This window comes from Candidatus Palauibacter sp., assembly GCF_965197445.1.
Taxonomy (GTDB): Bacteria; Gemmatimonadota; Gemmatimonadetes; order Palauibacterales; family Palauibacteraceae; genus Palauibacter.
Genome location: NZ_CBDANE010000005.1, coordinates 1421240 through 1447912 on the forward strand (window position 1 = coordinate 1421240; position 26673 = coordinate 1447912).

Genomic DNA, 26673 nt, shown 5'->3' on the forward strand with positions numbered 1-26673 from the left:
GTTCCCGCGGGAACGTCTCGGCGGGCTGACGGACTTGCCCGGACCCCGTTCCGCCCCGTACCGGTTCACGGCACCAGATCACGCCGCAGGTCGCGGAGGCCCCATGCTGAAGACGCTGCGCTCCGTCGTTCGCTTCAGGAAGTTCGAGCTGAACCCTGTGGTTCGCCGGCTCAGCCGCTGCGCGAGCGTCGAGGACCTGCGCGAACTCGCCCGCCGCCGCCTCCCGCGCGGCGTGTTCGGCTACATCGACGGAGCGGCCGAGGACGAGCGCACCCAGGGGCGGAACTGTGCCGCCTTCCACCGGCTCGAGTTCCGGCCCCGGGTTCTGCGGGATGTAACGAATGTGGATCCCGGCGTGACGGTCCTCGGTCGACGACACCCGATGCCGCTCATCCTCGCGCCCACCGGGTTCAGCCGCATCGCGGATTCGCAGGGAGAACTCGCGGTGGCCCGGTCCGCCGAGCGCGCGGGAATCACGTACAGCCTTTCCACGCTCGGCACCCGCTCCATCGAGGAGGTGGCCGCGGTCAACTCCGGCCCCAAGTGGTTCCAGGTCTACGTGTGGAAGGACCGCGGACTCGTCGCGGAACTCGTCCAGAGAGCCTGCGAGGCGGGGTACGAGGCGCTCCTTCTCACCGTCGACGTGGCTGTGCTGGGCCGGCGCGAGCGCGATGTCCGGCTCGGCTTCACCCTCCCCCCGCAGCTGGGCCTCGACACGTTCGTGGACGGGATCCGGAAGCCCGGCTGGACGTGGGACTTCCTCACCTCCGAGCCCATCCTTTTCTCGAGCGCGGTGAGCCGCGAGGCGAAGGGCGGGGCAAGGGGCGTCGACGCCATGGGCCTGGCGCAGTACGTGAACGAGCAGTTCGATCCGAAGCTCGCCTGGGACGACGTAGACTGGCTGCGTTCGATCTGGGACGGGCCCATCGTCATCAAGGGGATCCAGACGGTCGAGGACGCGGTGCTCGCCGCCGACGCGGGCGCGGAGGGGATCGTGATCTCGAACCATGGCGGACGACAACTCGACGACGCGCCTCCGACGCTCGAGTTGCTGCAGCCTGTCGCGGACGCGGTCGGGGATCGGCTCGACGTCCTCATCGACGGCGGCGTCCGGCGCGGGAGCGACATCGCGAAGGCCGTGGCGCTGGGCGCGAAGGCCTGCCTGGCGGGCCGGGCCTACTTCTACGCGCTGGGGGCCGGCGGAGAGCGCGGCGTGGACCTCGTCCTCAGGTGGTTCGACGAGGGATTCCGACGCACGATGGCACTTCTGGGCGCCCGCACCGTGTCCGAAATCACCCCCGACGCGGTGCGCTGGCGGGACGGCTGAACCCCGCCTGTGCGGAACGGGAAGGGAGGGCTCACGATACTGATTCGCGAAGTGTCTCAGAGTCGTTGGCAGGTTCCGTCGCTCCTGTTGGCGGCCGTGATGGCCGGTTGCGACTCGCCCGGACCGGCTGCTTGTGAAATCACGAGCGTGGGGGCCTGGCCTGCGGAGCTCTCCTGGCGTGAGGTCTGGCGCGTCGGAGGACTCGATGAAACCGAACGATTGGTTCTGCCCGCTGACCTCGCCGCAGGTCCTGACGGATCGGTGGCCATCGCAGACTGGGGCCTGGCCGAAGTTATTGTGCTCGACCGCGATGGAGAGTGGCAGGGGGCGGTCATGACTCGCGGCGAAGGCCCCGGGTGAGGTCCAGGCACCGGCCTCGGTGACCTGGGTAGATGCCAACACCCTCCTCGTCCTGGACCTCGGTGCATTTCGGATGACTGCACTGGACCTTGCTTCTCGTTCGGCGAGCGTCACTGCGGTCGATCCGGCATTTCTGTCACCGGTATTTGCATCAGGTCAGGTCAGGTTTGTGGCGCTACAACCGGACCAGACGGTGTGGCTGGAATTCCCTGGCCCAATCGAGGATGGTTGGGAGGAGCAGGCCGTGGCGAAGAGCCGCGGACGGCGGGATCCGGCGCGGAAGCGACCATGAGGTGTCCGGACCCCCTACCCGCCATCGGAGTCCTGATCTCCGTAGCCATGGCTGCGACAGGGAATCTGGCAGCCGGACAGGAGCGGCGCTGGCTGCCCGCCCCCGTTGAATCGGCGGTCTTTCAGGACATCGATGGGGCCCTCTTCGGGAGTCCCCAGCGCATCAAGGGGACGCCGGAGGGCGGATTCCTCGTTGACGACTGGGGAGAGTTCAGAATCCGTGCGTTCAGCGCCAGCGGCCAGCCGTTGTGGACATCCGGCGGTGCAGGTGAGGGACCGGGCGAGTTCTCCGGAGTCGAGCCGATCCCGTTCCCGAAGGTCATCTCCTACACGCCGAACCCAGACGCCACACCGGGTAACAGGATCCTTCGCGTCACCCGAATCGACCCGGAGGCGAGGAGAGCCGTGCGGTCGGTCACCGCCGGCCCATCTCGACTGTTCGTCCTGTTTGAAGGCCACACGGAAAGAGCCAGCCGAATCGTGGACACGTATGCCATTGCCGACGGCGCCTATGCCGGCTCGTACCTGCTTCCGCACCGGGTCGTGTCCATTGCGACGCTGACCGATGGTCGCCTCGCAACGCTCGAAATGGAGTTTGTCCCGACGGTGCGGCTATGGACTCTGCCAAGCGACGTCCCGCGTCGTTGATTGGCCGGATTAACCGGCCGGGAAGCCTTGCGAGACAACGCGATTAAGGCTTAGCCTGTTACGCGGATACATCCTCTTTAAGCAGCGGCCCGAAAGAACGGCCCGAGATGCCCGCAAACGAAGCGTACGCAAAGGTGGCGCCCCGCATCATCGGTGCGGTGTTTGCGCTGACCCTCGCGACCCCGGCGGGTCTCTGCCCGCAGGACGCCGAGTCGACCTCCGCCGCCGCCGCCCCGTCGAGTTCGGTGGCGGCCGTCGCGTGGGCCGCGAATCACGCCGGTGTGGGTTCGGCTGCGGACTTCCGCCACGCCTCCGTTTTCTCCGTCGCCGGGGGGCCGAACGACATCGTCCAGGGGGTCTGTACCAACTGCCATAACAGTCGCCGGCTGGCGGGCAACCTCACCTTCGAGTCCTTCGACGTCGACGCCGCGGATACGCAGGCCGAGACCGCCGAGAAGATGATCCGCAAGCTGCGCGCCGGCATGATGCCGCCGCCCGGCGTGCGCCGTCCCCCGGAAGTCGAACTGCTCGAACTCGTCGCGACGCTCGAGGACATCGTCGACCGCGCCGCGGCCCGCCGACCGGACCCGGGCGGGCGCACCTTCCAGCGCCTCAACCGGCCCGAATACGAGCGGGCCATCCGGGACCTGCTGGGGCTCGAAGTCGACGCGGGGAAGTGGCTCCCCAACGACCAGATGAGCGCCAACTTCGACAACATCGCCGATGTCCAGGCGCTCTCTCCGACCCTCCTCGACGCCTATTTGAACGCGGCGGCGGAGATCAGCCGCATGGCCGTGGGAGACCGTCACGCCCCCGCGATCAACACGACCTACAAGAACTCGCAGTACCTCTCGCAGCACCCGTGGGACCACGTTGAAGGCGCCCCCTTCGGCACACGCGGCGGGATGGTCGTGGAGCACGCGTTCCCGGCCGACGGCGAGTACACTTTCTCGCTCGTGTTCACCTCGGGCGCGAACTCGCGTATGGAGGACGTCGATATCTCGGTCGACGGCGAACGGGTCGCGCTGCTTCACTACACCCGCCGCGGCGGCGGAGCGGACGACCGCGGCTTCACGCCCGTCGGGACCGAGCCGATCTTCGTCCGGGCCGGACAGCGCCGCATTTCCGCCGCCTTCGTCCGGCGTCAGGAGGGGCCGTACGAGGACCTGATTCGCCCGCACGCGTGGTCGAACGCCGGCGGTGGCTCGGGCGGCGGCGGGGTCACGACGCTGCCGCACTTGCAGGACCTCATCGTTGGAGGGCCGTACAACCCGACCGGCGTCTCCGAGTCGCCGATCCGCAAGCGCATCTTCACCTGCCGTCCCACTTCGCTGGAAGAGGAGCGACCCTGCGCGCGCGGCATCCTCACGGATCTGGCGCGTCACGCCTACCGCCGCCCCCTCGAACCGAGCGAGGTCGATGGGCTCATGACGTTCTACGGCATGGGCGTCGAGCAGGGCGGGTTCGAGGTCGGTGTGCGGCTGGCGCTGGAGGCGATCCTGGCGAGTCCGTTCTTCGTCCTCCGCCTGGAGCGCGAGCCCGAAGGTGTGGCGAGCGGGGAAGTGTACGCGCTCGAGGACATCGACCTGGCTTCGCGGCTCTCGTTCTTCCTCTGGGGACTGCCCCCGGACGAGGCACTGCGCGCCGCGGCTATCGAGGGGAGACTGTCGGATCCCGGCGAGCTTGAACGTCAGGCTCTCCGCATGCTCGACGATCCCCGCGCCGAGGCGCTGAGTTCGCGCTTCCTGTCGCAGTGGCTGCGGCTCCAGGATCTGTACAAGGTCCGGCCCGACCCGAACTTCTTCCCCAACTTCGACGAGAACCTCGCGGACGCGATGAAACGGGAGACCGAACTCCTGTTCCAGAGTCTCATCCACGAGGATCGCAGCATGCTCGATTTCTTCCGGGCCGACTACACGTTCGTCAACGAGCGTCTGGCCCGGCACTACGGGTTCGAGGGCGTGGCCGGACGGGAGTTCCAGCGCGTTCCGTATCCGACCGACCGGCGCGTCGGGATTCTGGGCCACGGCAGCGTGCTCGTCCTCACGTCGCTGGCGAACCGCACCTCTCCCGTACTGCGCGGGAAGTGGGTTATGGAGGTGCTGCTCGGCACGCCGCCGCCGCCGCCCCCGCCGGGGGTACCGGATCTGGATGAGACCGAGAGTTCGAAGGACGGTCGTCTGCTCACGACGCGCGAGCGGATGGAGATGCACCGGGCGAGTCCGGCCTGCCGCTCTTGCCACAGGTTCATGGATCCGATCGGTCTGGCCCTCGACAACTTCGACGTCACGGGTAAATGGCGCCTGCGCGAGAACGGGATGCCGCTCGACACGCGCGGTGACTTCTATGACGGGACGGCGGTTTCGACGCCGCCCCAGCTAGTCGACGCACTGCTCGCGCGTCCGCTGCCGCTCCTCCGGAACTTCACGGAGAACCTGGCGGCGTACGCGCTCGGACGTCGCGTGGAGTACTACGATCAGCCGTGGATCCGGTCGATCGTCCAGGAGGCGGAAGCGGACGACTACAGGGTGTCGTCGCTGATCCTGGGAGTGGTGAAGGGCGACGCGTTCAGAATGAAGCGGGCCATGCCCGTGACTACGGTAGAAGAAGAGGTTTCCGAAGACCGCCGGTAGAGGGAAAACATGGAATTCATCACCGGACAGCACATGCAGCGGAGGACCTTCGTCCGAGGGGTCGGGGCCACGCTGGCCCTGCCGTTGCTCGAAGCGATGGTTCCCGCGGGCCGCCTGTGGGGTGCGACGTCGACGAAGGCGGAGACCGGCACCCGGTTCATCGCGATCGAGGAAGTGCACGGGCTCGCCGGCTGCAACAGCGAGCATGGCGCGCCGAATTTCCTCTTCGCGCCGGAGAAGGCGGGCCACGAGTTCGAGATCATCGACGACAGCGCGCTCGTCTCGCTGCGCCCGTACCGCGAGCATCTGACGATCATCAGCAACACGGATGTCCGGAATGCGGAGGCGTTCACGCCGCCCGAGATCGGCGGAGACCACTTCCGCTCGAGTGCGGTGTTCCTGACGCAGTCCCATCCGAAGCAGACCCAGGGGTCCGACATCTTCTGCGGGACCTCGATGGACCAGATCTACGCCCAGCGCTTCGGCCAGGACACGCCGATGCCGTCCATGCAGTTCTGCATCGAGAACCTCGATCAAGCGGGCGGCTGCACCTATAACTACTCGTGCGCCTACACGGATTCGCTGAGCTGGGCGTCGCCGACCGAGCCGCTGCCCATGATCCGCGATCCGCGGGTTGCCTTCGACCTTCTCTTCGGCGCCGGCGGCAGCGAGGAGGAGCGCGCGGCGCGACGGGCCACGCGGCGCAGCATCCTCGACTGGATTTCGGGCGAGATCTCCTCGGTGCGGCGGACCCTCGGCGCGGAAGATTCGCGCCGCATGGATCAGTACCTGACGAACGTGCGGGAGCTGGAGCGGCGGATCGAGATGGTCGAGTCGCGGAACTCGAGCGGCGAGGAGCGCCTACTGCCCGAGGCGCCGGCCGGCGTGCCCGATTCGTTCAGCGAGCACATGCAGATGCTGTTCGACATCCAGGTGCTGGCGCTCGAGACGGACATGACGCGCGTGATCTCGTTCAAGACCGGGCGCGACGCGCAGAACCGCGTGTTCCCCGAGGGCCCATCCGACCGGCCCTTCCACCCGGCCTCGCACCACGGGAACCGTGAAGAGGCGGTGCTGGAGTTCAACAGGATCAACCAGTTCCGCGTGGGCCAGCTTCCGTATCTGATCGACAAGCTCAAGAACACGATGCACGGGGAGTCGAACCTGCTCGACCAGACGGTGGTCCTGTGGGGTTCGCCGATGGCCGACGCCAACCTGCATAACCACCGGCGGGCGCCGCTCTTCATGCTCGGGCACGGGAACGGGATGCTCGACGGAAACATGCACATCCAGGCGCCGGACGGGACGCCGATGGCGAACGCCATGCTGTCGGTCATGCACGGACTCGGCATGGATGACATGGATGCGTTCGGCGACAGCACGGGGCCGCTATCGCTCAACCAGGCCGACCCGGTCACGACGGACGCGGGGAGCTGACGGTGCGCGCGGCGAAGCTTCGGCACGGGCTCGCGGTCCTCTGTGCGGCCGTCCTCGTTTCGGCGGGGACGCCGCCCGCTTCTCCCCTTGATTCTCCCCCTGATTCTCCCGTAGCCGACGCCGCCATGCGCGGAGACGCGGCGACGGTACGCGAGCTGCTGCGGCAGGGGCTCGACGTCAACGCGGCGCAGGGCGACGGGATGACGGCGCTGCACTGGGCCGCGGATCGCGGTGACGCGGAACTGGCCGACATGCTCATCTACGCCGGTGCGGATGTCGCGGCGGTCACGCGGGTCGGGCAGTACACGCCGCTGCATCTCGCGGCGCGGCGGGGGGCGCCGGAGATCCTGCGCAGCCTGATCGAAGCCCGGTCCGACGTCATGGCCCTTACGGACAACAGCGGCGCGACAGCGCTCCATCTGGCCGCCGCGGCCGGGAACCCCGAGGCCGTCACCGTCCTGCTCGACGCCGGGGCGGATCCCGATGCGCGCGAGACGGAGTGGGGCCAGACCCCGCTCACGTTCGCGGCCGCCGGCAACCGGGCCGAGGCGATCACGGCGCTGCTGGAGGGCGGCGCGGATCCCGACCTCACTTCCATCGTGGTCGATCTGCTAGAGCAGGAGAAGCTGGACCGTCTGGCGCGGCAGCGGGAGACGGAGGTGCTTGAAGCCTTCGTCGGTGAGGGAGACGAAGCCCGCACCCCCACGTCGCTTGAACTCCAGGCCGCCGTCCGCGCCGGACGCGAAGTGTACGCGGAGGGCCTGCCCGAAGAGGAAGAAGAAGAAGAGGATCCGAGCGATTTCAGCCGTCTCTTCCTTCCCCCGGTCGAGAAGATCGGCGGACTGACCCCACTCCTGCATGCGGTGCGTGAGGGCTATGTGGAGTCGACCGTCGCCCTTCTGGACGGCGGCGCGGACATCGATCGGGTGAGTACCGCGGACGGGACGAGTCCCCTGGTCATGGCCGGGATCAACGGCCAGTTCGATCTCGTGCTGCTCCTTCTCGAGCGAGGCGCCGACCCCAACATCGCCGCCGAACTCAACGGGGTATCGCCGCTGTGGGCCGTGATCAACGCGAGGTGGCAGCCGCGGACCCGCTTCCCGCAGCCCCAGGAGCGGTCGCTGCAGCGCGCGAACTACCTGGAAGTGGCCCGGGCGCTGCTCGACGCCGGCGCGGATCCCGACCACCGAATCACCCGGCACCCGTGGTACATGGTGTACACCGGCTGCGGCAACCGGAACTGCGGCCTCGTCGACACGAACGGCGCCACCGCCTTCTGGCGCGCGGCGTACGCGACGGATGTCGAGGCGATGAAGCTTCTGATCGAGTACGGAGCCGATCCGAATATGCCGACCAAGGCGCCCCCGCGTCGGCAGCGTCTGTCACCGGACGAGTTCCTGCGGCAGCAGGCGCTGAACGCGCTGCGCGACTCTTCGTACGCGGAACTGTCCGAGGATGACCAGCTGACGTTGCTGCAGGACATCCGGGAACAGTTGCCCGAAGCAGAACAGTCGCAGTTTCCCGACAAGGACCTCGAGAATCTGAACGAAGAGATTCGGGCCGCCCTCATCCAGGCCGCCGAAGCCGCGGACCAGGCCCGGGCGAACGCACCGGACGCGTCGGGACTGGCGCCCGTGCCCCCGGGCGGGCCGGGTGTGATGCCGCTGCACGCCGCCTCGGGTGTGGGGTACGGCGAGGGGTTCGCCGGCAACGCGCACCGGCATACGCCGGACGGCTGGATGCCGGCGGTCAAGTACCTCATCGAGGAACTGGGCGCCGACATCGACGCACGCGACCACGGGGGCTACACGGCGCTCCACAACGCGGCCTCGCGCGGCGACGACGAGATGATCCTCTACCTCGTAGAGATGGGTGGGGACGTCACCGTCGTCAGTCGCCGCGGCCAGACCACGGCCGATATGGCGAACGGTCCGGTGCAGCGTGTATCTCCCTTCCCGGAGACCGTTGCGCTCCTCGAGAGTCTCGGCGCGAAGAACAACAACAACTGCGTGACCTGCTAACCAGCAACTTCCAGCCGGCACGACACGGAGAGTCATGGCCAAGTACATGTTTCGGGCGAGCTACACGCAGTCCGGTCTGAAGGGTCTGATCGCCGAGGGAGGCACGGGACGCCGCGAGGCCCTGAGGCAGACCGTCGAGAGCGTGGGAGGGACGCTGGAAGGCTTCTACTACGCGTTCGGGGAAAACGACCTCTATCTCATCACGGATCTCCCCGACGAGACCGCCGCCCTGTCGCTGTCGCTGAACATCGCCGCGGCCGGGGCCCTGACCGTCTCCGTGACCGTACTGCTCACCCCGGAGACGGTGGACGAGGCCGTCGCCCAGGGCGTTTCCTACCGCCTGCCGGGAGCTTGATCCACCGCCGTTCCCGGGGCTGATCATAGCTCCGGGAGCGTTGCGCGGGGCGGTTGGCGCGGGGCAAGTTGGGGCTCCGTTACCCCGATTCTCTCAGCCTGCGAGCTGCAATGCGTATCGGCCCCGCTCCCGTCCTCCTTTTCTCTTTCCTTGCCGCCGGACTCGCGCTTGCCTGCGAGCCCGGTGGCGGTGCGCCCGGCGTCGCCGGCGAACCCGGTCCGCTGGAGTCGTCTTCGGCCCGGCCCGTGACGCCTGTCCTCGCCGAGGAGCCGCCGCCCGAGTTCGGCGGGTATCCCGGCGTGCGGCACGGCGGCAACTACATGCACAACTACTACCTGCCGCCGGCGCCGGGCACGACGCCCTGGTTCCCGTCCTGGTCGCCTGACGGAGCCTCCATCGCCGTGGGCATGGCCGGCTCCATCTGGGAAGTGGACGTGGAGACCGGCGACGCCACCGAACTCACGCGCGGGGACACGTACCATTCGTCCCCCTCCTATTCTCCCGATGGCCGTTGGGTCGTGTACACGGCGGACCACGGCGGGGAGCGGATCCAGCTCGAGATGCTGGACACGGAGACCGGCGAGACGCGGGCGCTGACGGACGACGACTTCGTGTATGCGGATCCCGTGTTCTCTCCGGACGGGGGCCGCGTCGCGTACGTGTCGAGCGCGCCCAACGGGTTCTTCAACGTCTACATCCGGGCGGTCGCGGACGGAGACTGGGCGGGGTCCGAGATCGCGGTCACCAGCGACAACGACTACGGGAACAACCGGCTCTACTTCGGGCCGATGGACATGCACCTGTCGCCCGCGTGGATGCCGGGCGGCGAGGACCTCCTCCTCGTATCGAACCGCGACGTCCCGCTGGGCTCCGGGAACGTGATCCGGGTGCCGGCGCGCGCGGACGGGATACAACAGGCGACGACGGTGCTGCGAGAGCAGACGCTGTACCGCACCCGGCCCGACGTGTCGCTCGATGGCCGACGCTTCGTCTACTCGTCGACGGCGGGGGCCGCGGACCAGTTCAACAACCTGTACGTGCAGCCGACGGAAGGTGGGGAGCCGTACAAGCTCACCTTCTTCGATCACGATGCCTTCCATCCCCGCTGGTCGCCCGACGGCGAGATGATCGCCTACATCACGAACGAAGACGGCCTGCCGCAACTCGAGTTGATCGAGACCTACGGCGGGCGGCGGCGGCGGATCGAGATCGGCGAGCGTTCGTACGCCGGGCCCACGGGCACGCTCTCGGTCACGGTGCGCACGGACGCCACCGGACGGGGTCCGGTGCCGGCCCGCGTCACGCTGCTGGGCGGTGACGGGAAGTACCACGCCCCGGCCGACGAATACGCGCGCATCGGCCAGCGGGGAGGCTATCCGGCCTTCCACACCGACGGGACGTTCACGGTCGCCCTCCCGCCGGGCGAAGCGGACCTCACCGTCGTGAAGGGCTTCGAGATCGAGCCCCAGCGCATGAAGGTGACGATCGAGGCGGGCGAGACGGTCGATCTGGCCGTCACGCTGCACCGGTTCGCGGATCTCTCGGCCGGCGGCTGGCACAACGGCTCGACGCACGTGCACATGAACTACGCCGGGAACCTCCACAACACGCTCGAGAACCTGATGTTCATGTCCGAGGCGGAGGACCAGGACATCGTGAACGAGCAGGTGGCGAACAAGGACAACCGGATCCTCGACCACCAGTTCTTCGTCCCCGGCGGCGGCGCGCACCCGGTGTCGACGGAGGATATCGTCGTCGTGGTGGGACAGGAGTACCGGCCCCCGTTCTACGGGCACGTGTTCATGTTCGGGCTCCGCGACCACCTCATCTCCCCGTTCACGACCGGATACGAGGGGACGGCGATCGAGAGCCTCTATCCGTCGAACACGGACATGATGCGGAAGGCGAAGGACCAGGGGGCGACGACCGGGTACGTCCACCCCTACTCCGGGGACATGGACCCGCTCGACGGTGGGCCTCATGGGCGGGAAGGGGTTCATGGTCGACGCCGTGCTGGGGACGAGCGACGCGCTCGAATGGTCTTCGGCCGAGCGGGCGGGCTTCTTCCCGATCTACGCGCTGTGGAGCAACGACGTGCGCGTATGCGCCACCGGCGGAGAGGACTCGATCAGCAACCTGCAGGCGACCCCGCTGCTGGGCGCGATGCGGACCTACGTGCGGACGCCGGACGGACGCCGGACGGCCGAGGGCTGGTACGAGGGGCTGCGGGGCGCGGCCGCGTTCGTCACCAACGGGCCGCTGGTCGAACTCACGGTGGACGGCGCGATCCCCGGTTCGGTGCTCGATCTCGGGGCGGACGCCGCGAGCGTAAGCGTCGAGGCCAGCGTCCGCTCCATCGTACCGCTCACGCGGGTGTGGCTGGTGCGCGACGGTCAGGACGTGCTCGATCTCGAACTCTCCGACGACCGCATGTCCGCTTCCTTCTCGGGCGACGTGGAGATCGAGGGAAGCGGCTGGATCCATCTGCGGGCCGAGGGCGAGCCGGCGGAACGGTTCCCGCTCGACGCCGCCTATCCGCAGGGGTTCACGAATCCCGTCTGGTTCACCGTCGGGGGCGCGGCGATCCGGGACGCGGCGGGCGCGCAGTACGGGCTCGACTGGATCGACGAACTCGAGCGGCAGGCGAGGCAGTGGCCTGGCTGGCGGTCGCAGACAGAGCAGGACCACGTCTACGGGCAGTTCGAGGAAGCGCGCGAGGTCTATCGCCGGCTGCTGTCTGAAGCCGGCGGAGCCTCCGCAGCCGGTGGCGACTGAGCCGAGAGGGGCAGGGCGGACCTTGAGGAGCCCGGACCGGACCGAACTCACGCCGCTCGACTTCCTGCGGCGGAGCGCGTTCGTCTATCCCGACAAGATCGCGGTCGTGCACGGGGACCGGAGCTACTCCTACCGCGAGTTCGAGCTTCGCGTGCGGCGGCTGGCCGCGGGGCTGCTCGGCGCCGGGCTGCAGCCGGGCGACCGGGTCGCGTTCCTGTCGCCGAACACGCCGCCCCTGCTCGAGGCGCATTACGGGGTGCCGGCGGCGGGCGGGGTGCTGGTTGCAATCAATACACGGCTGGCCGCCACCGAGATCGCCTACATCCTGGAGCACAGCGGCGCGCGGTACCTGTTCGTGGACCGGGCCCTCGAATCGCGCATCGACGGGGATGCGCTCGCCGGCGAAGGGGTGCCCGTCGTGCGGATCGACGACACCGGCGCCCCGGACGACCCCTACGAGGCGTTTCTTGCGTTCGCGCTCGACTCCGGTCCCGGCGCGACGGAGCCGCCCCCGCTCGCCACCGGGCCGGCGGACGAGGAAGACCCGATCTCGATGAACTACACCTCGGGGACGACCGGCCGCCCCAAGGGCGTCGTGTACACCCACCGCGGCGCGTATCTGAACGCGCTCGGAGAGTTGATCGAGGTGGAGATGACGCCGGGCGCCGTCTATCTGTGGACCCTCCCCATGTTCCACTGCAACGGCTGGTGCTTCACCTGGGCGGTGACCGCCGTGGCGGGCACGCACGTGTGCCTCAGGGACGTCGATCCCGACCGCATCTGGGAGCTGATCGAGTCGGAGGGCGTCACGCACTACAACGGGGCGCCGACCGTCCAGATCATGCTCGTCAACCACCCGGCGGCCCGGCGGCTGGAGCAGCCGGTGCGGACGATGATCGCGGGGGCGCCGCCCTCGCCCACTCTGCTCGAGCAACTACGCGCGCTCAACTTCGAGCCGATCCATGCCTACGGTCTGACCGAGACGTATGGCCCCACCGCTACCTGCGCCTGGCACGCCGACTGGGCAGACCGGCCCGCCGCGGAGCAGGCACAGCTCCTCGCACGCCAGGGGCAGGGGTTCGTCACCTCCGATCTGATGCGGGTGGTGGACGAAGAAGGCCGCGACGTGCCGCGCGACGCCACAACCATGGGTGAGGTCGTGATGCGCGGGAACATCGTCATGAAGGGCTACTTCGCGCAGCCCGAGGCGACCACAGAGGCGTTCCGCGGGGGCTGGTTCCACTCCGGCGACCTCGCGGTGTGGCACCCCGACGGATACGTCGAACTCCGGGACCGGGCCAAGGACATCATCATCTCCGGCGGTGAGAACATCTCGACCATCGAAGTCGAGCAGACCGTCGCCCGCCACCCGGCCGTGCTGGAATGCGCCGTCATCGCCGTCCCGCACGACGAATGGGGCGAACGACCCAAGGCCTTCGTCACGCTGAAACCGGGAGCTGACGCCACGGAGCGGGAGATCATCGACTTCTGCCGCGGCCGGATCGCCCACTTCAAGTGCCCCGACGCGATCGAGTTCAGCGCCCTCCCCAAGACCTCCACCGGCAAGGTCCAGAAGTACGTCCTCCGCGACCGCGAGTGGGCCGACCGCGAGAAGCGCATCAACTGACCCGCGCCTGACCAGAGTCGAGAGACGTTCCCGCGGGAACGTTCCATCAACCCGGGGCGTTCGCCTCCACCTTCCCGCGAGGGGCGCCGAGGGAGCGCGACCTGAGGTTCCTGCCTGGGGGTTGTTACTGGAAGCCCCCTGTGAAGCCGTATGCCAATTCAAAATCATATTTTCAATTGGCATAGACCGACACAGGGGCGCCGACACTCCCATGGTGGCTTGGGATCTCGCGCCGTTTCTCAGGCGGGCCGCGGCGACCGTGCCCGATCCGACCGCTTGACAGGTACGACATCGTGTCGCAGTATACGACTCAGTGTCGTAGTTCAAGCGGGAGGAGAGTGCAAGATGGCGGTACCGAAACTTGCGAACGCGGAACTCGCGGTCATGGAGCGGCTCTGGGAGGAACGGAGCCTGACGGCTCGCCTCCTCCGGGAGCAGCTCTATCCGGAGGCCGCGAGACCCATGCACGGAACGATCCAGAGACTCCTGCAGCGGCTTGAGGACAAGGCTTTCGTCCACCGTGACCGCGACCGCGCGGCCCACCTTTTCACGCCTCGGATCAGCCGCGAGGCCTATGCGGCCGGCCGGCTGGAGGCGCTGGCGGATCAGGTCACCGGCGGATCGTTCGTCCCGATGATCACGCACCTGGTGGAGGAGCGGAAGCTGTCCGACGCCGACATGGAACGCCTGCGCCGGCTGCTGGAGGAGAGATGACGGACCTCGCCCTGCAGGTCGCCGGCAGCAAGCTGGCGATCTCGATCGTTCTCGGCGCCGCGGTGTGGCTCGCCGCCCGGGGCAGCGAACGGCCGCGCCTGTGTCATGCGCTCTGCCTCACGCTGCTCGCGGCCCTGCTCATCCCGCCGCTGATCGGGCTCCCGGTGCTGCAGCCCGAGCCCTCAGCCAGCGTGCCTGCGGACGTCGCGTCACGTGACGTCGTATCCCCGGTCGCCGTCGCCATCGGAGACGGCCAGCCCGCCGCCGTCGGTGGAGCAGTCGACCGAGGGTGGTTTGCCGAGTATGGAGCATCGAGCCTCGTGCTCCTCTGGCTCGTGGGCGTGGTGGCGGTCCTGGGCTGGACGGTCGCGAGGACGCGAAGCTTCCGCCGCTTACTCGCGGGAGCCTCACGCGAAGCTCCCGCGCAACTACAGAGAATGGCTGGAGAGATCGCCCTCAACCTGGGCCTCGCGAGAGTTCCGGCGCTCCACACGACGGACGCGCTCGTCTCTCCCATGGCGTTCTGGAGCGGGGGCGCCGTCCGGGTCCTCATCCCATCCGCCCTCGTCGAGGGCCTGAGCCGGACCGAACTGCGCTGTATCCTGGCACATGAACTGGCCCACGTCCGGCGCCGCGACCACCTCGTCCGCTGGATCGAGTGGCTCGCGTGCACCGTCTTCTGGTGGAACCCCGTGGCGTGGTGGGCGCGGCGGCGGCTCCGGGCCGCGGGGGAAGTCTGCTCCGACGCCATGGTCGTGCAGGCCCTTCGTTGCGCTCCACGCGACTACGCCCGCGCGCTCGTGCGGGCAATCGACCTTGTGCGGACCGACGAGACGCAACGCCCGCCGGTCTTCGCGAGCGCCGCCGACAGCGGCCGACGAACACGACTACTTGAGAGGAGACTTCGTATGATTGTCACCAACAGGCCTGCTTCGGCCCTCCCGCGCGCGCTTCGCCTGGTATTGCAAGGCGGACTCGTGGCCTCGCTGGCGCTGGGTCTCGTCTACTGCAGCGAGCAGGCCTCGCAGGCCTCGCCGACTGCGCTGGAAGTCCCGCCCATGGCCCGAGGCCAGGCTCCACGGAAGCCGGTCCATCTCGGCATCGTAGACAGGCGCCAGTCCGAACCCTCCGTCGTCGAGCGTCGACGGATCACCGAGAGGCTCGCCCGCGAAATCCGGGCTAAGAGGATCACTTGGAGCTATGAGACGAGTGGGAGCGGGGGCGGACAGGACGAGCACCGTTTCCGGGGCTTGGTGGTGGTCGACTACGACGCTGACGTGGAAGGGCCGCTATCGCAGAACGTCGGTTTGTGGGCTGCGGCCGCCGAACGGGCCGAGGATCTTCCCGACACCGGGATCCTGATCGCCCAAGCCGCTGCGGACGGCGGGTGGACGTTCCTGGACAGGATTCCCGAAACGCCAATGGGCTCATATCGCATCATGATCTTCGGGCCGAACCCGCCGTGGGGGTGGGATTTCAGCTGGCCAGCCGGACCCCGCTCATCTCGCCCGACCGAAAGATAGTCTGGATGACGGATCTCGCCCTGCAGATCGCCGGCAGCAAGCTCGCCATCTCGATCGTCCTTGGCGCCGCGGTGTGGCTCGCCGCGAGGGGCAACGAGCGGCCGCGGCTGTGCCATGCGCTCTGCCTCACGCTGCTCGCGGCGCTGCTCGTCCCGCCGCTCATCGCCCTGCCGGTGCTGAACCCGGCCGCCCCGGCTCCAGTCCCCGCCGAGGCGGTGACGTTCAGCGCAGTCCGGTCGGCGGGTCCCCTCGGCGCGGCCGAAGGGGCCGGGTTCACGCAGAACGGAGGGTTCGGATTCGTCCTCGCGTGGATCCTGGGCGCGGTTGCCATGGTCGGGTGGACGATCGCGCGGGCTCGGGCGTTCCGCGCCTCGATGGAACGTGCGTCGCGCGGCCCCTGCCCGGGCCTGCAGGAGATGGCGCGGGAGGTCGGACGCACGCTCGGTCTAAGGAAGGTGCCGACGATCCAGACGACGGACGCGGTCGTGTCGCCCATGGTCTACTGGGGCGGCGGTACCGCCCGTGTCCTCATACCGTCCGCCCTCCTCGAGGGAATGGAGCGGTCCCGGCTGCGCTGGATTCTGGCGCACGAACTGGCCCACGTCCGCCGCCGCGACCACCTCGTCCGGTGGCTGGAGTGGCTCGCGTGCACCGTCTTCTGGTGGAACCCGATCGCCTGGTGGGCGAGGCGACGGCTGCGGGCGGCCGGGGAAATCTGCTGTGACGCACTTGTCGTAGACGCGTTCGGGTGTGCCCCCCGCGACTACGCCCGCTCGCTGGTTCGGGCGCTCGACCTCGTGCGCGCGGAGCGGACCTCCCGTCCGCCGTCGTTCGCGAGCGCCGCCCACAGCGGTCGCCGAACAAGACATCTGGAAAGGAGGCTTCGAATGATCATCACAAACAGGCCCGCGGGGACCCTGTCACCCGCGCTTCGCGCCGTACTCCGCGGCGGGCTCGTCGTCCTCCTCGCGTTCGGCCTCGTCTACTGCAGCGAGGGCACCTCTCCGGCCGCGGTCGAAGTGCCCGCCATGGACGCGCCCCTCGCCACCCTGTCGACCGCAGATCTCGAAGTCGTCGAGTTGCCTCCAGCCGAGGGCCTGGCTCCCCTCGCGGAGGCTGGAGAGTCTCCCCACGGCATCAATATGACCGGTAGGACGTATGGTGAGCTGATGGACTCGCTCGACGGGCTGCAGACCCTCCACTACGGGCGATCCGAGGAGCCGGCTGCCAGACTCGGTTCCCTGTCGTGTGCCGGCTGCCACGCCGACGACCTGCAAGCCGAGGGCCACACCATCCCGCTGCGTTTTCGCGCGAAGGTTCAGTCCACGGCTGACGGTGGCTGGAGCATCAAATGGGAACTCTCCGCCAACCCTCATGACGATTCCGGGTCCACGCGTCCAGGATCCTCGCGCGGAGCCACGATCCTGTCATCCCAGTGGCTCCCGCCGGGGACCATTGAACGCGTCCTCGTGGATCAGCCGCCTCCCCGCGCCCGATGAAGCCGGCCGCGAGCCGGATCGGAGCATGGGCCGCGATCGTGTTCACCGCCGGGGCCTGCGCCGGCGGCGACTCCGCGACCATGCAAGCGGAGGTACCGGCCTTCGAGGGGTTCGTCGACCTCGAGATCGGGGAACTCGAAGGGGACGATCCGTACGTGTTCGGCTACGTCTTCTCCGTGGCTGCGGATCCGCTGGGGCGGATTCTCGTGACCGACAGCCAGGCGCACGAAGTGCGGGTCTTCGATCCCGATGGGAACTTTCTCTTTCACCTCGGCGGCGAGGGGGACGGGCCCAGTGAGTTCCGAACTCCGTGCTGCGTCGGCTTCTCCCCGGAGGGCGAACTGTGGGTACGCCAGGAGCCACGCTTCACCGTATTCGAGCTGGAGGAGGCGGGAGCGCGCTACGTACGGACCGTGCGGCGGCTCTTCACCGGGCAGTTGGGCGGCTACCCTGTTGTCTTCGACGCCGAGGGACGGATCATCGATCTGGGCCTGCTGCCGGAAGGGGGCGGGCGGTTCGTCGAAGCGCGCATCCACCTGAATCCCGACGGGAGCGCGGACACGGTCAGGGTGCTGGAGCCCGTGGCGGCCGCGGAAGGACATAAGACCGTGGAGTTTTCGAGCGACCGGGGTTTCGGCTTCATGTACTTCCATCAGCCGTACGGGCCGCAGTGGCTGCAGGCGTACGGTCCCCGGGGCGCGTGGGCGAGCGCCGTGAGTTCCGCGCATGTGATCGAAGTTCAGGGCCCCGATGGTGCCGTCTCGCAGCTTGTCGGTCCGGCCGACCCCGGCCCGACCCTCAGCCCGGCTGAAGTGGAATACGCGCGGGGACGCCTGGAAGGGGACATGGAGCGAGGCAACTTCGACGAGCCTCCGTTCGACATCCCCGAGCGAAAACCCCCGCTGGCCGCGCTCTTCTTCGACCGAGGAGGTCGGCTGTGGGTCCGGAAGACGGCGGCGGGCGGGGCCGAGATGATCGAGGCGGATGTATACGAGGGCGGCGTCCTCGTGGCGAGGTACCGCTGGCCCGGCCGCGTGCGTGCGGGGGCGTTGCCCTGGGTCACGGAGTCCGCCCTCTACGGCACCACCACGGACTCCCTCGGCGTCCAGCGGGCGGCCCGCGTACGCTTCGAACCAGGGCCGTGACTCGGATTGAACGGGTTCCGAGCATACCCCCCGCGGGCACGTTCCCGCGGGAGCGTCAGGGGGCGAGAACCTGGGCACGGGGGAGGGAGGCCATCGCCTTGTCCAGCGTCAGGACATCCAGGTCTTCACGCGCATAGTCGTTGGCGATGAGGCGGTCGAGCAGTCCCGGTCCACCGGAGGCCTCGAGGGCCTCCAGGATCGGACGTCCGTTCAGGGGGGCCACGAGTCCGCTGCGAAGCACGTCGAGCAAGCCGCCGCGGGCGTCGGCTCTGGTCACGCCGTAGTGGTGCCGGACTGCGATGTACGCTTCCCCGATCACCTGGTTCGAAGCGACCACGGCCGAGCCTTCATCGGCGACGAGGGCGGAGAGCCGCCGGACGGACTGAGTGAAGTCCGCTTCCGGCACGCCCGTCAGCAGGCGCACCAGCACGGAGGTGTCAATCCCGTAGCGCTGGATCATGGGGCTCGGCGCGGAAGGCGTGGATATCGAACTGGCCGGATCCGGAGCGCAGCCTGGCGCGCAGCGGTGCCAGACGTGAGAGGTCGATCCGCTGCGGCCGCAGGATAAAGCCTTCGGGGCTTTCTTCCAGCTCGAGCCGGTCGCCGGGCTGCACGCCCATCGCCTCGAGGACCCGGGCGGGGAACGTCACCTGACGCTTGGATGTGATCCTTACCAGCATGGTCTCCTTCCTTCCGTGGATGCCTTACATAAAATGATGATTCAGTAAGGTATCCGTGTCAAGCCATCGGCTCCCACACTAAGCGGGCCCGTCAACCGACGATCAAATGACGTCGCGTGCTTGACGACCGCTGCCCTGTGCGAAGATCATCTGCAGGTCCGGGACAACACGACTCCAACCCTTTCAAGCGCTCCCCATGTGTACGCCGGTCCGAAAGAAGCTGCTCCTGGCTGGGCTCGTACTCTGTTTCGGGGTCCAGACGGGGCTGGTGTATACAGACTCACGGAATACCCCCCTGTCGGAGGAAGCGCTCGCGGGGCGTGAACTCTGGCAGGGGTATGCCTGTCAAACCTGTCACCAGTTGTACGGTCAGGGGGGGTTCCTCGGACCGGATCTGACGAACGCCGCGAGCCGGGTCGATTCCACCCGGCTCGTTTCTTTGTTGACGGTGGGTAGTGGCCAGATGCCGCCGCTCGGCTTCAGCGACGAGGAGGCCGCGGCGATGGCGGCGTTCCTGCGGGAGATGGATCGGCCGGAGATCGGCCGCGGCGAGTTGCGGCTCGGGAATCCGGGGGAGGGGGCCGGGGCGCAGGCCGCGTTCGAGCGCGCGATCGAGGCGGCGGTAGCGGCTGGCGAGGGAGAGGTCGCGGCCGAGGATGTGGCCGAGGTGGCCGCCGGGCTGGCGGCCTACCGCATCCGGCCCTGCAGCGCGTGCCACTTCCCGTTCCGGGCGTCGCCGGTCGGGGCGCCGGACCTGTCGCTCGTCGCCGGCTCGCTCGCGCCCGACTCGCTCGACCGGGTGCTGGCCGAGGGCCGCCCCCTGAAGGGCATGCCGCCGCCGGTCCCGCCGCTCGACGATGCCGACCGCGCGGCGATCATGGCGTTCCTCGAGTTCCTGGGCGCGAACCGGGAGCAGCTGGAGGTGGCGACGCAGGCGCTGGCGGCGGACCGCCGACTGGACTGGCGCGCGCTGCCGTGGTGGGAGTTCCCGTGAAGCCCTTCGAGGCCGGCCACCCCGCGCACCAGTTCGCCGTGCTCACCTTCATACGTGGCGGCCTGGTCGCGATCGCGATCACGCTCCTCGGCGGGATCCTCGCGGCGTTCTACTCCGTGCCGGCGCTGGCGCCGTGGTTCCAGCAGGTGGGACTCGACCTCCGACAATTGCGGCCGATCCACACCGTCTTCGCCTCCGCATGGGTCTTCCTCGGCAGCGTCGCCGTCGTGTACCGCTTCCTGCAGGACGAGGCCCCCCCGACCACCGGGGACCGCTGGCGCCTCAGGATCCAGGTCTCCACGTGGGCGATCGCCGGCCTCGGCATTCTGCTGACGCTGGCCCTCGGGGTGGGCACGGGCCGCGAATACGTCGGCTTCCACCCGTTCTTCTCCCTCCTCATCCTCACGGGCTGGGTCTGCTATACGTGGAACTTCTTCCGGCTGGCGGGGAGGCGGTTCTGGGAACGGCCGGTCTACGTGACGATGTGGGGCGTCGGGCTCCTCTTCTTCATCGTCACCTTCATCGAACAGCACATGTGGCTGATTCCGGGGATCTTCGGCGATCCCGTGCAGGATATGCGGATCCAGTGGAAGGCGACGGGCACCCTCGTCGGCAGCTTCAACCTCTTCGTCTACGGGTCGGTGATCTACCTGGGGGAGCGGATCTCGGGCGATCCCTCGTACGGACGTTCGACCACCGCCTACATGCTGTTCGGCGTCGGACTGCTCAACTCGTTCACGAACTTCGCGCACCACAGCTATCATCTCCCGGCGCGGGAGTCGGTGAAGTGGATCGCCTTCGTCGTGAGCATGATGGAGATCATCGTCCTCGCGCGTGCGATGTTCGATCTGTGGCGGGCGCTGCGGAAGCCGAGCGATCCGACGTTCTGCGCGGCCCGGGGCTCGTTCGCGGCGGCGAAATGGTGGACGTGCGCGATCCTGTTCAGCGCGATCCTCATCTCCGTTCCCCCGCTGAACGCGTTAATTCACGGGACGTATGTGGTCACGGGGCACGCGATGGGGGCGATGATCGGCATCGACACGATGATCCTGCTGGGGGCCGTGATCTGGATCCTGAGCGAGCACTGCCAGGCCCGCGGGGGAGAGGACGGGTGGGACACGCTCCACACCCCGGCGATGCGGTGGGCGCTCATCGGGCTGAACGTCTCGGTCGCCGGGCTCGTGCTCTGGCTGCACGTGGTGGGGACGGCGGTGGGGGTGACGCGCGCGGTCCATGCCCCGGGTGAAACGTACGTCCCGCCCGAGTGGGTCTCCGCCTGGAGCGGGGTGGGGTTCGCCGTCTTCGGCACCCTGTCGCTGATCTTCTTCGGATGGGTCGTCGCCCAACTCGCGCTGCCCGCCTTCCGGTACTTTTGGGTCTCGGCCGAGCGAGCATGACGGGCATGAACGGGCCGCTGTGGACCCCGGATCCCGCCTTCGCCGCGACGACGAACATGGCGGCGTTCCTCCGCTTCGCGAACGGGCGCTGCCGGGCGGGGGCCGACTCTCCGGAGGCGCTGTGGCGGTGGTCGGTCCGCGAGCCGGAGGCCTTCTGGAACGCGGTATGGGACTTCTGCGGCGTCATCGGCGAGCGCGGCGAGCGCGTCGTCGTCGACTTCGACCGCCTGCCCGGAGCCCGCTGGTATCCCGACGCCCGGCTGAACTACGCCGAGAACCTGCTCCTGCGGCGCGACGACACGCCGGCCCTGAGGTTCCGGGCCGAGGACCGCGTGCGCCGCGACCTGACCTGGGCGCAGCTCTACGACACCACCTCGCGGCTCGCCCAGGCGCTGGGAACGCTGGGACTCGCGCCGGGAGACCGGGTGGCCGGCTACGTGCCCAACATGCCGGAGTCCATTGTGTACATGCTCGCGTCGGCGAGCCTCGGGGCCACGATCTCGACCGCCTCCCCCGACTTCGGCGCGCAGGGCGTGTTCGACCGCTTCGGTCAGGTCGAACCCCGCGTTCTGCTGGCGGCCGACGGCTACTTCTGGCAGGGGAGGCGGTATTCGAGCCTCGACCGTCTGCCGGAGATCGTGCGCCGGCTTCCGTCGGTGGAGCGCGTGATCATCATCCCCCACACCGATCCGGAGCCCGACATCTCGGCGATCCCGCACGCGGTGCTGTTCGACGACTTCATCGCGCCCTGCGAAGCGGGGGAGATCGAGTTCCGGCGCCTTCCCTTCGACCATCCCCTCTACATCCTCTTCTCCTCGGGTACGACCGGGGTCCCGAAGTGCATCGTCCATACGGCGGGGGGCGTCCTTCTCACGCATCTGAAGGAACACCAACTCCACGCCGATGTCCGGCGCGGCGACCGGACCTTCTACTTCACCACCTGCGGGTGGATGATGTGGAACTGGCTTGCGTCTGCGCTCGCGAGCGAAGCGACCGTCGTCCTGTTCGACGGCTCGCCCTTCCATCCCCGGCCGGAAGTCCTGTTCGACTACGCGGACGAGGTCCGGATGACGCAGCTCGGCGTGTCGGCGAAGTTCATCGACGCGATCGGGAAGAAGGGTCTCCGGCCGCGCGAGACACACGACCTCTCCTCGGTGCGGACGATGGTGTCCACGGGATCTCCGCTCGTCCCGGAGGGGTTCGACTACGTGTACCGGCACGTGAAGTCCGACGTCCACCTGGCCTCGATTTCGGGAGGGACGGACCTGTGCGGGGGCTTCGTGGTGGGGCATCCGCTCCTCCCGGTGTGGACGGGGGAGATCCAGGCGCCAGCGCTGGGCATGGACGTGGATGTCTGGGATGAAGAGGGACAGTCGATGCCGACGGGGAAGGGGGAACTGGTCTGCAAGTCGCCGTTCCCGTCGGTGCCGGCGGGGTTCTGGGGAGACGAGGATGGGAGCCGGTTCCACGAGGCATACTTCGACGTCTACCCGGGCGTGTGGCGGCACGGCGACTGGATGGAGTGGACGGAACACGGGGGGGTGGTGATCTACGGCCGCTCCGACGCGACATTGAACGCGGGCGGGGTGCGGATCGGGACGGCGGAGATCTACCGGCTGGTGGACCGGCTCCCGGAAGTCATGGAGTCCATCGTCATCGGACAGCCGTGGGAGAATGACACGCGCGTGATCCTCTTCGTCCGGCTCGCGGACGGGCAACGTCTCGATGGAGAACTGGAGGGGCGGATCAGAACGGAGATTCGCGACAACGCCTCGCCGCGGCACGTCCCGGCGCGCATTCTCGAGGTGTCGGACATCCCGCGGACGAAGAGCGCCAAGATCTCCGAACTCGCCGTGCGGGCGGTGGTGATGGGCGAGCCGGTGAAGAACTCCGATGCGCTGGCGAATCCCGAGGCGCTCGAGGAGTACCGGGACCGCCTGGAACTCCGGACGTAACCCATGCGAACCATAGGATTCGTCGGACTCGCCGTGTTCGCTTTGTTCGCCCAGACGGGAGGGTGTGTGGCGCAGGAGGCATCGGACCCGGCGGGAGCCGGGATCACGGCGGTGGAGGGTCTGCGGCTCGGGCACTTCACGCTCCAGGAGCGGCCTACCGGGTGTACGGTCGTTATCGCCGAGGACGGCGCGGTGGCCGGCGTCGACGTACGGGGCGGGGCGCCGGGGACGCGGGAGATCGCGCTCCTGGACCCGGTCAACCAGGTGCAGGAAGTCCACGCCATCGTGCTCTCGGGCGGGAGCGCGTTCGGGCTCGACGCGGCATCGGGCGTGGTCCGGCACCTCGAGGAGCGCGGGATCGGCTACCAGGCCGGGGATCACGTCGTCCCGATCGTGGCGGCGGCCATCCTGTTCGATCTCGGAGTAGGGGATGGGTCGGTCCGGCCGGGGCCGGAGTGCGGTTACGAGGCCGCCCGCACGGCGAGCGTGGCCGCGTCCGCCGAGGGCAGCGTCGGTGCGGGGGCGGGAGCCACCGTGGGGAAGTTGCGGGGGCTCGAGCGGGCGATGAAGGGTGGGATCGGTACCGCGTCGATCACGCTCGATGACGGGCTCACGGTCGCCGCGATCGTGGCCGTCAACGCGATCGGCGACATCATCGACCCGGCGACGGGAAGCATCGTGGCCGGGGTCCGCACCGAGGACGGGACGGGGTTCGCGGACGCGCGGGCGCTGCTGCGGGCGGGTGAGGTGCCGGGGAACCGGGGCGAGGTCGGTGGGAACACGACGATCGGCGTCGTGGCCACGAACGCGACGTTGACGAAGGCGGAGATCACGAAGGTCGCGCAGATGGCGCACGACGGGGTCGCCCGTACGGTCTACCCGGCCCACACGCCGAGGGACGGCGACACGGTGTTCGGTCTCGCCACGGGGGTGCACCTGGACGAGGGGGGGCTGACGCGGATCGGAGCGCTCGCCGCGCAGGTCATGTCGGAGGCGATCCTGCGGGCCGTCCGCGCCGCGACCGGACTCCCGGGCATCCCCTCGGTCGCGGATCTGGCGGGCGCCGGCGGCTGATCGTTGATGCAGTGATGCATGGCTGTTATTCTCTTCACCATGCGAACGACGATTTCCCTCGACGACCGACTTGACAGGCAGGTGCGCCGCGAAGCGGCCGCCCGCGGGATGAGCGTGAGTGCCTTCATCGCAAGAACCCTGGACGATGCACTGAAGCAGCGTGTACGCACGGAGCCGGCGCCGCCTTTCCGACTCGTGACCGTGCGCGCCCGCCTGCGTCCGGGCGTCGACCTCGACCGGCCCAGGGCCCTCGAGGCCGGAGACGATGAGTCCCGGTTCGGGCGCGGCTGAGTCTACGTGCTGCTTCCCGATGTCAACGTCCTGATCTATGCGTATGTCGAGGATTCGACCCCGGATCATCTCGAGTACGCGAAGTGGGTTACTCGCATGGCAACCGGATCGGAACCGTTCGCTTTGTCCGTTCTCGTCCTTTCCGGTTTCATTCGCATCGTGACCAACTCCCGCGTGTTCGATCCCCCCTCCACACTGGACACGGCGTTCGCATTCGTGTCTTCACTCACGGAGCGCCCGACCGCGCGGATCATCGGCCCCGGCCCTGAGCACATGGCGATCTTCGAACGCCTGTGTCGCCTGGCGGGGGCCACAGGCAGGTTGGTCGCGGACGCCCAACACGCCGCAATCGCGCTGGAACACGGCTGCACCATGGTCTCGACCGACGCAGATTTCGGGCGCTTCCCGGAGCTCAGATGGCAACACCCACTGCGTCCTTCGATATGAGCGCGCCGCCCGCGATCACATGACGGCCAGCCTGTGGGGGATCCTCGGCTACGCCGCCGGACTCATCGCCCTTGGAGCGTGGATCGGCCGCCGGGTCGACGCCGCGGGCAGCTTCTTCGTCGCCGACCGCAAGCTCGGCCCCGTCCTGCTCTTCGCCACCATCCTCGCCGCCAACCTCGGCGCCGGCACGACGGTCGGCGCCGCGGGGCTCGCCTATCGCGACGGACTGAGTGCGTGGTGGTGGGTCGGCTCCGCGGGCATCGGCACGATCCTGCTCGCGGTCTGGGTCGGCCCGCGCATCTGGCAGGTCGCCGCGCGCCACGGGCTCCTCACCATGGGCGACTACCTCGAACTGCGGTACGGCCGCTCGGTCCGGCTGCTCATCGCCGGGCTGCTGTGGTTCGCCACGCTCACGATCGTGTCCGGGCAGCTCATCGCGATGGCCGAGATCGTCTCCGTCGTCGCCGGGTCCCCGCGCTGGGTGGGCGCCCTCATCGGCGGGATCGTCGTCATCGTCTACTTCAGCGCGGGCGGCCTCGTGGCCTCCGCCTGGGTCAACCTGGTGCAGCTTGTCGTCATCCTGGCCGGGTTCGCGATCGCGATCCCGTGGGCGCTCGCCGACATCGGCGGCTGGTCGGCGGTCGAGGCCGCCGCCGCGCGGACGTCGCCGGATTACCTGAGTCTGTGGCAGGGCGGCGCATCCGGCTGGGTGTACATCGCGCTCCTCGCGCCGGCGTTCATCATCTCGCCCGGTCTGGTCCAGAAGGTCTACGGCGCCGCGAACCCGCGCGCGATTCGCACAGGGCTGCTGGCGGCGGGCGTCGCGCTGGTGCTGTTCGCCTTCGCGCCGACGCTGCTGGGCATGATCGCACGTGTCTACGATCCGGCGCTCGCGAGCCGTGAGCAGGCGCTGCCCATGTTGCTCGCCACGGCGCTGCCGCCGGCTCTGGGGCTCCTCGGTCTGGCCGCGGTGTTCTCCGCCGAGGTGAGCTCGGCCGACGCCGGCCTGTTCATGCTCTCGACGTCCCTCTCGAAGGACCTCTACAAGGGCTTTCTCCGCCCCGAGGCCACCAGCGGACAGGTGCTGCGCGTGGCGCGAGGCGCCGCCATCGCGGGCGGTACGCTCGCTGTGCTGTTGGCGCTATGGCTCGAAAGCGTGATCGCGTCGCTGACGATCTTCTATTCGATCCTGAGCGTGAGCCTCTTCGTGCCGGTCGCGGCCGGACTGCATTCGCGGAGGAGCGGTGTCCCCGAGGCCCTCGCCGCCATCGGGGCCGGCCTCGCGGCGCTGGCGGCCGTCCGGATCTTCGCCCCCGCCGATGCGCCCGCCCTGCTGGACCGCACGCTCATCGGCCTCATCGTCTCCGCCGCCGTCTTCGGCCTCGTTGCCTTCGCACGCGGCCGACGAAGAGACGCGTGATTCCATCCTTGCAAATCCGGCACGCCGTTCCGCATCTACAAGGCAGCGGCACGTCCGCAC

General features: G+C 68.6%; 24 protein-coding genes. 19 read left to right on the top strand and 5 right to left on the bottom strand.

The window, feature by feature from the left end; all coding sequences use genetic code 11:
- The first annotated feature begins 103 nt into the window (after nt 1-103).
- From ACN9M6_RS13545 to ACN9M6_RS13570, 6 genes are all read left to right on the top strand, one after another.
- The gene (locus ACN9M6_RS13545; protein WP_419163418.1) at nt 104-1327 is read left to right on the top strand and encodes an alpha-hydroxy acid oxidase; all 1224 of its coding nucleotides are present in this window, start codon (nt 104-106) and stop codon (nt 1325-1327) included.
- A 699-nt stretch (nt 1328-2026) separates the two neighbouring features.
- Nucleotides 2027-2626: a hypothetical protein gene (locus ACN9M6_RS13550; protein ID WP_419163419.1), complete on the top strand. Its 600-nt coding sequence runs from the start codon at nt 2027-2029 to the stop codon at nt 2624-2626.
- A gap of 107 nt (nt 2627-2733) precedes the next feature.
- Nucleotides 2734-5259 carry a DUF1592 domain-containing protein gene (locus tag ACN9M6_RS13555; RefSeq protein ID WP_419163420.1) on the top strand — a complete coding sequence of 842 codons (2526 nt, stop codon included), beginning with the start codon at nt 2734-2736 and terminating at the stop codon, nt 5257-5259.
- Between the two features lie 9 nt (nt 5260-5268).
- Nucleotides 5269-6696: a DUF1552 domain-containing protein gene (locus ACN9M6_RS13560; RefSeq protein ID WP_419163421.1), complete on the top strand. Its 1428-nt coding sequence runs from the start codon at nt 5269-5271 to the stop codon at nt 6694-6696.
- Nucleotides 6697-6698: 2 nt separating this feature from the next.
- The gene (locus ACN9M6_RS13565) at nt 6699-8717 is read left to right on the top strand and encodes an ankyrin repeat domain-containing protein (protein WP_419163422.1); all 2019 of its coding nucleotides are present in this window, start codon (nt 6699-6701) and stop codon (nt 8715-8717) included.
- A 34-nt stretch (nt 8718-8751) separates the two neighbouring features.
- A complete protein-coding gene (locus ACN9M6_RS13570; RefSeq protein WP_419163423.1) occupies nt 8752-9072 on the top strand; it encodes a GYD domain-containing protein in 321 nt (106 codons plus the stop codon).
- Between the two features lie 331 nt (nt 9073-9403).
- Here the strand turns inward: ACN9M6_RS13570 and ACN9M6_RS13575 are convergent, their stop codons facing one another.
- The 3 genes from ACN9M6_RS13575 to ACN9M6_RS13585 form a co-directional block, all read right to left on the bottom strand.
- Nucleotides 9404-9547, bottom strand: coding sequence for a hypothetical protein (locus ACN9M6_RS13575; protein ID WP_419163424.1), 144 nt, complete (start codon nt 9545-9547; stop codon nt 9404-9406).
- An 18-nt stretch (nt 9548-9565) separates the two neighbouring features.
- Entirely contained in the window at nt 9566-9760 is a 195-nt protein-coding gene (locus ACN9M6_RS13580) for a hypothetical protein (RefSeq protein WP_419163425.1), read from the bottom strand.
- 684 nt (nt 9761-10444) lie between these two features.
- Complete coding sequence (locus ACN9M6_RS13585; protein ID WP_419163426.1) at nt 10445-10591, bottom strand: hypothetical protein; 147 nt, start codon at nt 10589-10591, stop codon at nt 10445-10447.
- A gap of 479 nt (nt 10592-11070) precedes the next feature.
- On the opposite strand from ACN9M6_RS13585, the gene ACN9M6_RS13590 reads away from it, so the two are divergent.
- The 6 genes from ACN9M6_RS13590 to ACN9M6_RS13615 all read left to right on the top strand — a co-directional run bounded on the left by ACN9M6_RS13590 (nt 11071) and on the right by ACN9M6_RS13615 (nt 18355).
- Complete coding sequence (locus tag ACN9M6_RS13590; RefSeq protein ID WP_419163761.1) at nt 11071-11847, top strand: CehA/McbA family metallohydrolase; 777 nt, start codon at nt 11071-11073, stop codon at nt 11845-11847.
- Nucleotides 11848-11869: 22 nt separating this feature from the next.
- Nucleotides 11870-13474: an acyl--CoA ligase family protein gene (locus ACN9M6_RS13595; RefSeq protein ID WP_419163427.1), complete on the top strand. Its 1605-nt coding sequence runs from the start codon at nt 11870-11872 to the stop codon at nt 13472-13474.
- 345 nt (nt 13475-13819) lie between these two features.
- On the top strand, nt 13820-14188 hold the full coding sequence (locus ACN9M6_RS13600) for a BlaI/MecI/CopY family transcriptional regulator (RefSeq protein ID WP_419163428.1): 369 nt from the start codon (nt 13820-13822) through the stop codon (nt 14186-14188).
- The gene (locus ACN9M6_RS13605) at nt 14185-15711 is read left to right on the top strand and encodes a M56 family metallopeptidase (protein ID WP_419163429.1); all 1527 of its coding nucleotides are present in this window, start codon (nt 14185-14187) and stop codon (nt 15709-15711) included. Before ACN9M6_RS13600 ends, ACN9M6_RS13605 begins: the two co-directional genes overlap by 4 nt.
- A 5-nt stretch (nt 15712-15716) precedes the next feature.
- Nucleotides 15717-17210, top strand: coding sequence for a M56 family metallopeptidase (locus ACN9M6_RS13610; protein WP_419163430.1), 1494 nt, complete (start codon nt 15717-15719; stop codon nt 17208-17210).
- A complete protein-coding gene (locus ACN9M6_RS13615) occupies nt 17207-18355 on the top strand; it encodes a 6-bladed beta-propeller (RefSeq protein ID WP_419163431.1) in 1149 nt (382 codons plus the stop codon). Before ACN9M6_RS13610 ends, ACN9M6_RS13615 begins: the two co-directional genes overlap by 4 nt.
- 55 nt (nt 18356-18410) lie before the next feature.
- Here ACN9M6_RS13615 and ACN9M6_RS13620 read toward each other — a convergent pair whose 3' ends face one another.
- A complete protein-coding gene (locus ACN9M6_RS13620) occupies nt 18411-18815 on the bottom strand; it encodes a PIN domain-containing protein (protein ID WP_419163432.1) in 405 nt (134 codons plus the stop codon).
- Nucleotides 18793-19035, bottom strand: a complete 243-nt coding sequence (locus ACN9M6_RS13625) for an AbrB/MazE/SpoVT family DNA-binding domain-containing protein (RefSeq protein ID WP_419163433.1) — start codon at nt 19033-19035, stop codon at nt 18793-18795. The genes ACN9M6_RS13620 and ACN9M6_RS13625 overlap by 23 nt, the downstream gene beginning before the upstream one ends.
- A gap of 268 nt (nt 19036-19303) precedes the next feature.
- On the opposite strand from ACN9M6_RS13625, the gene ACN9M6_RS13630 reads away from it, so the two are divergent.
- From ACN9M6_RS13630 to ACN9M6_RS13660, 7 genes are read left to right on the top strand one after another with little or no spacing between them, the layout of a single operon-like run.
- Nucleotides 19304-20029, top strand: coding sequence for a c-type cytochrome (locus ACN9M6_RS13630; RefSeq protein WP_419163434.1), 726 nt, complete (start codon nt 19304-19306; stop codon nt 20027-20029).
- Complete coding sequence (locus ACN9M6_RS13635; RefSeq protein WP_419163435.1) at nt 20026-21426, top strand: cbb3-type cytochrome c oxidase subunit I; 1401 nt, start codon at nt 20026-20028, stop codon at nt 21424-21426. Before ACN9M6_RS13630 ends, ACN9M6_RS13635 begins: the two co-directional genes overlap by 4 nt.
- A complete protein-coding gene (locus ACN9M6_RS13640) occupies nt 21423-23381 on the top strand; it encodes an acetoacetate--CoA ligase (RefSeq protein WP_419163436.1) in 1959 nt (652 codons plus the stop codon). The genes ACN9M6_RS13635 and ACN9M6_RS13640 overlap by 4 nt, the downstream gene beginning before the upstream one ends.
- A 3-nt stretch (nt 23382-23384) precedes the next feature.
- Complete coding sequence (locus ACN9M6_RS13645; protein ID WP_419163437.1) at nt 23385-24455, top strand: P1 family peptidase; 1071 nt, start codon at nt 23385-23387, stop codon at nt 24453-24455.
- An 18-nt stretch (nt 24456-24473) separates the two neighbouring features.
- Nucleotides 24474-24746 carry a CopG family transcriptional regulator gene (locus ACN9M6_RS13650; protein ID WP_419163438.1) on the top strand — a complete coding sequence of 91 codons (273 nt, stop codon included), beginning with the start codon at nt 24474-24476 and terminating at the stop codon, nt 24744-24746.
- A 6-nt stretch (nt 24747-24752) separates the two neighbouring features.
- Complete coding sequence (locus tag ACN9M6_RS13655; RefSeq protein WP_419163439.1) at nt 24753-25193, top strand: type II toxin-antitoxin system VapC family toxin; 441 nt, start codon at nt 24753-24755, stop codon at nt 25191-25193.
- Between the two features lie 19 nt (nt 25194-25212).
- Nucleotides 25213-26613 carry a sodium:solute symporter family protein gene (locus tag ACN9M6_RS13660; protein ID WP_419163440.1) on the top strand — a complete coding sequence of 467 codons (1401 nt, stop codon included), beginning with the start codon at nt 25213-25215 and terminating at the stop codon, nt 26611-26613.
- Nucleotides 26614-26673: the final 60 nt, after the last annotated feature.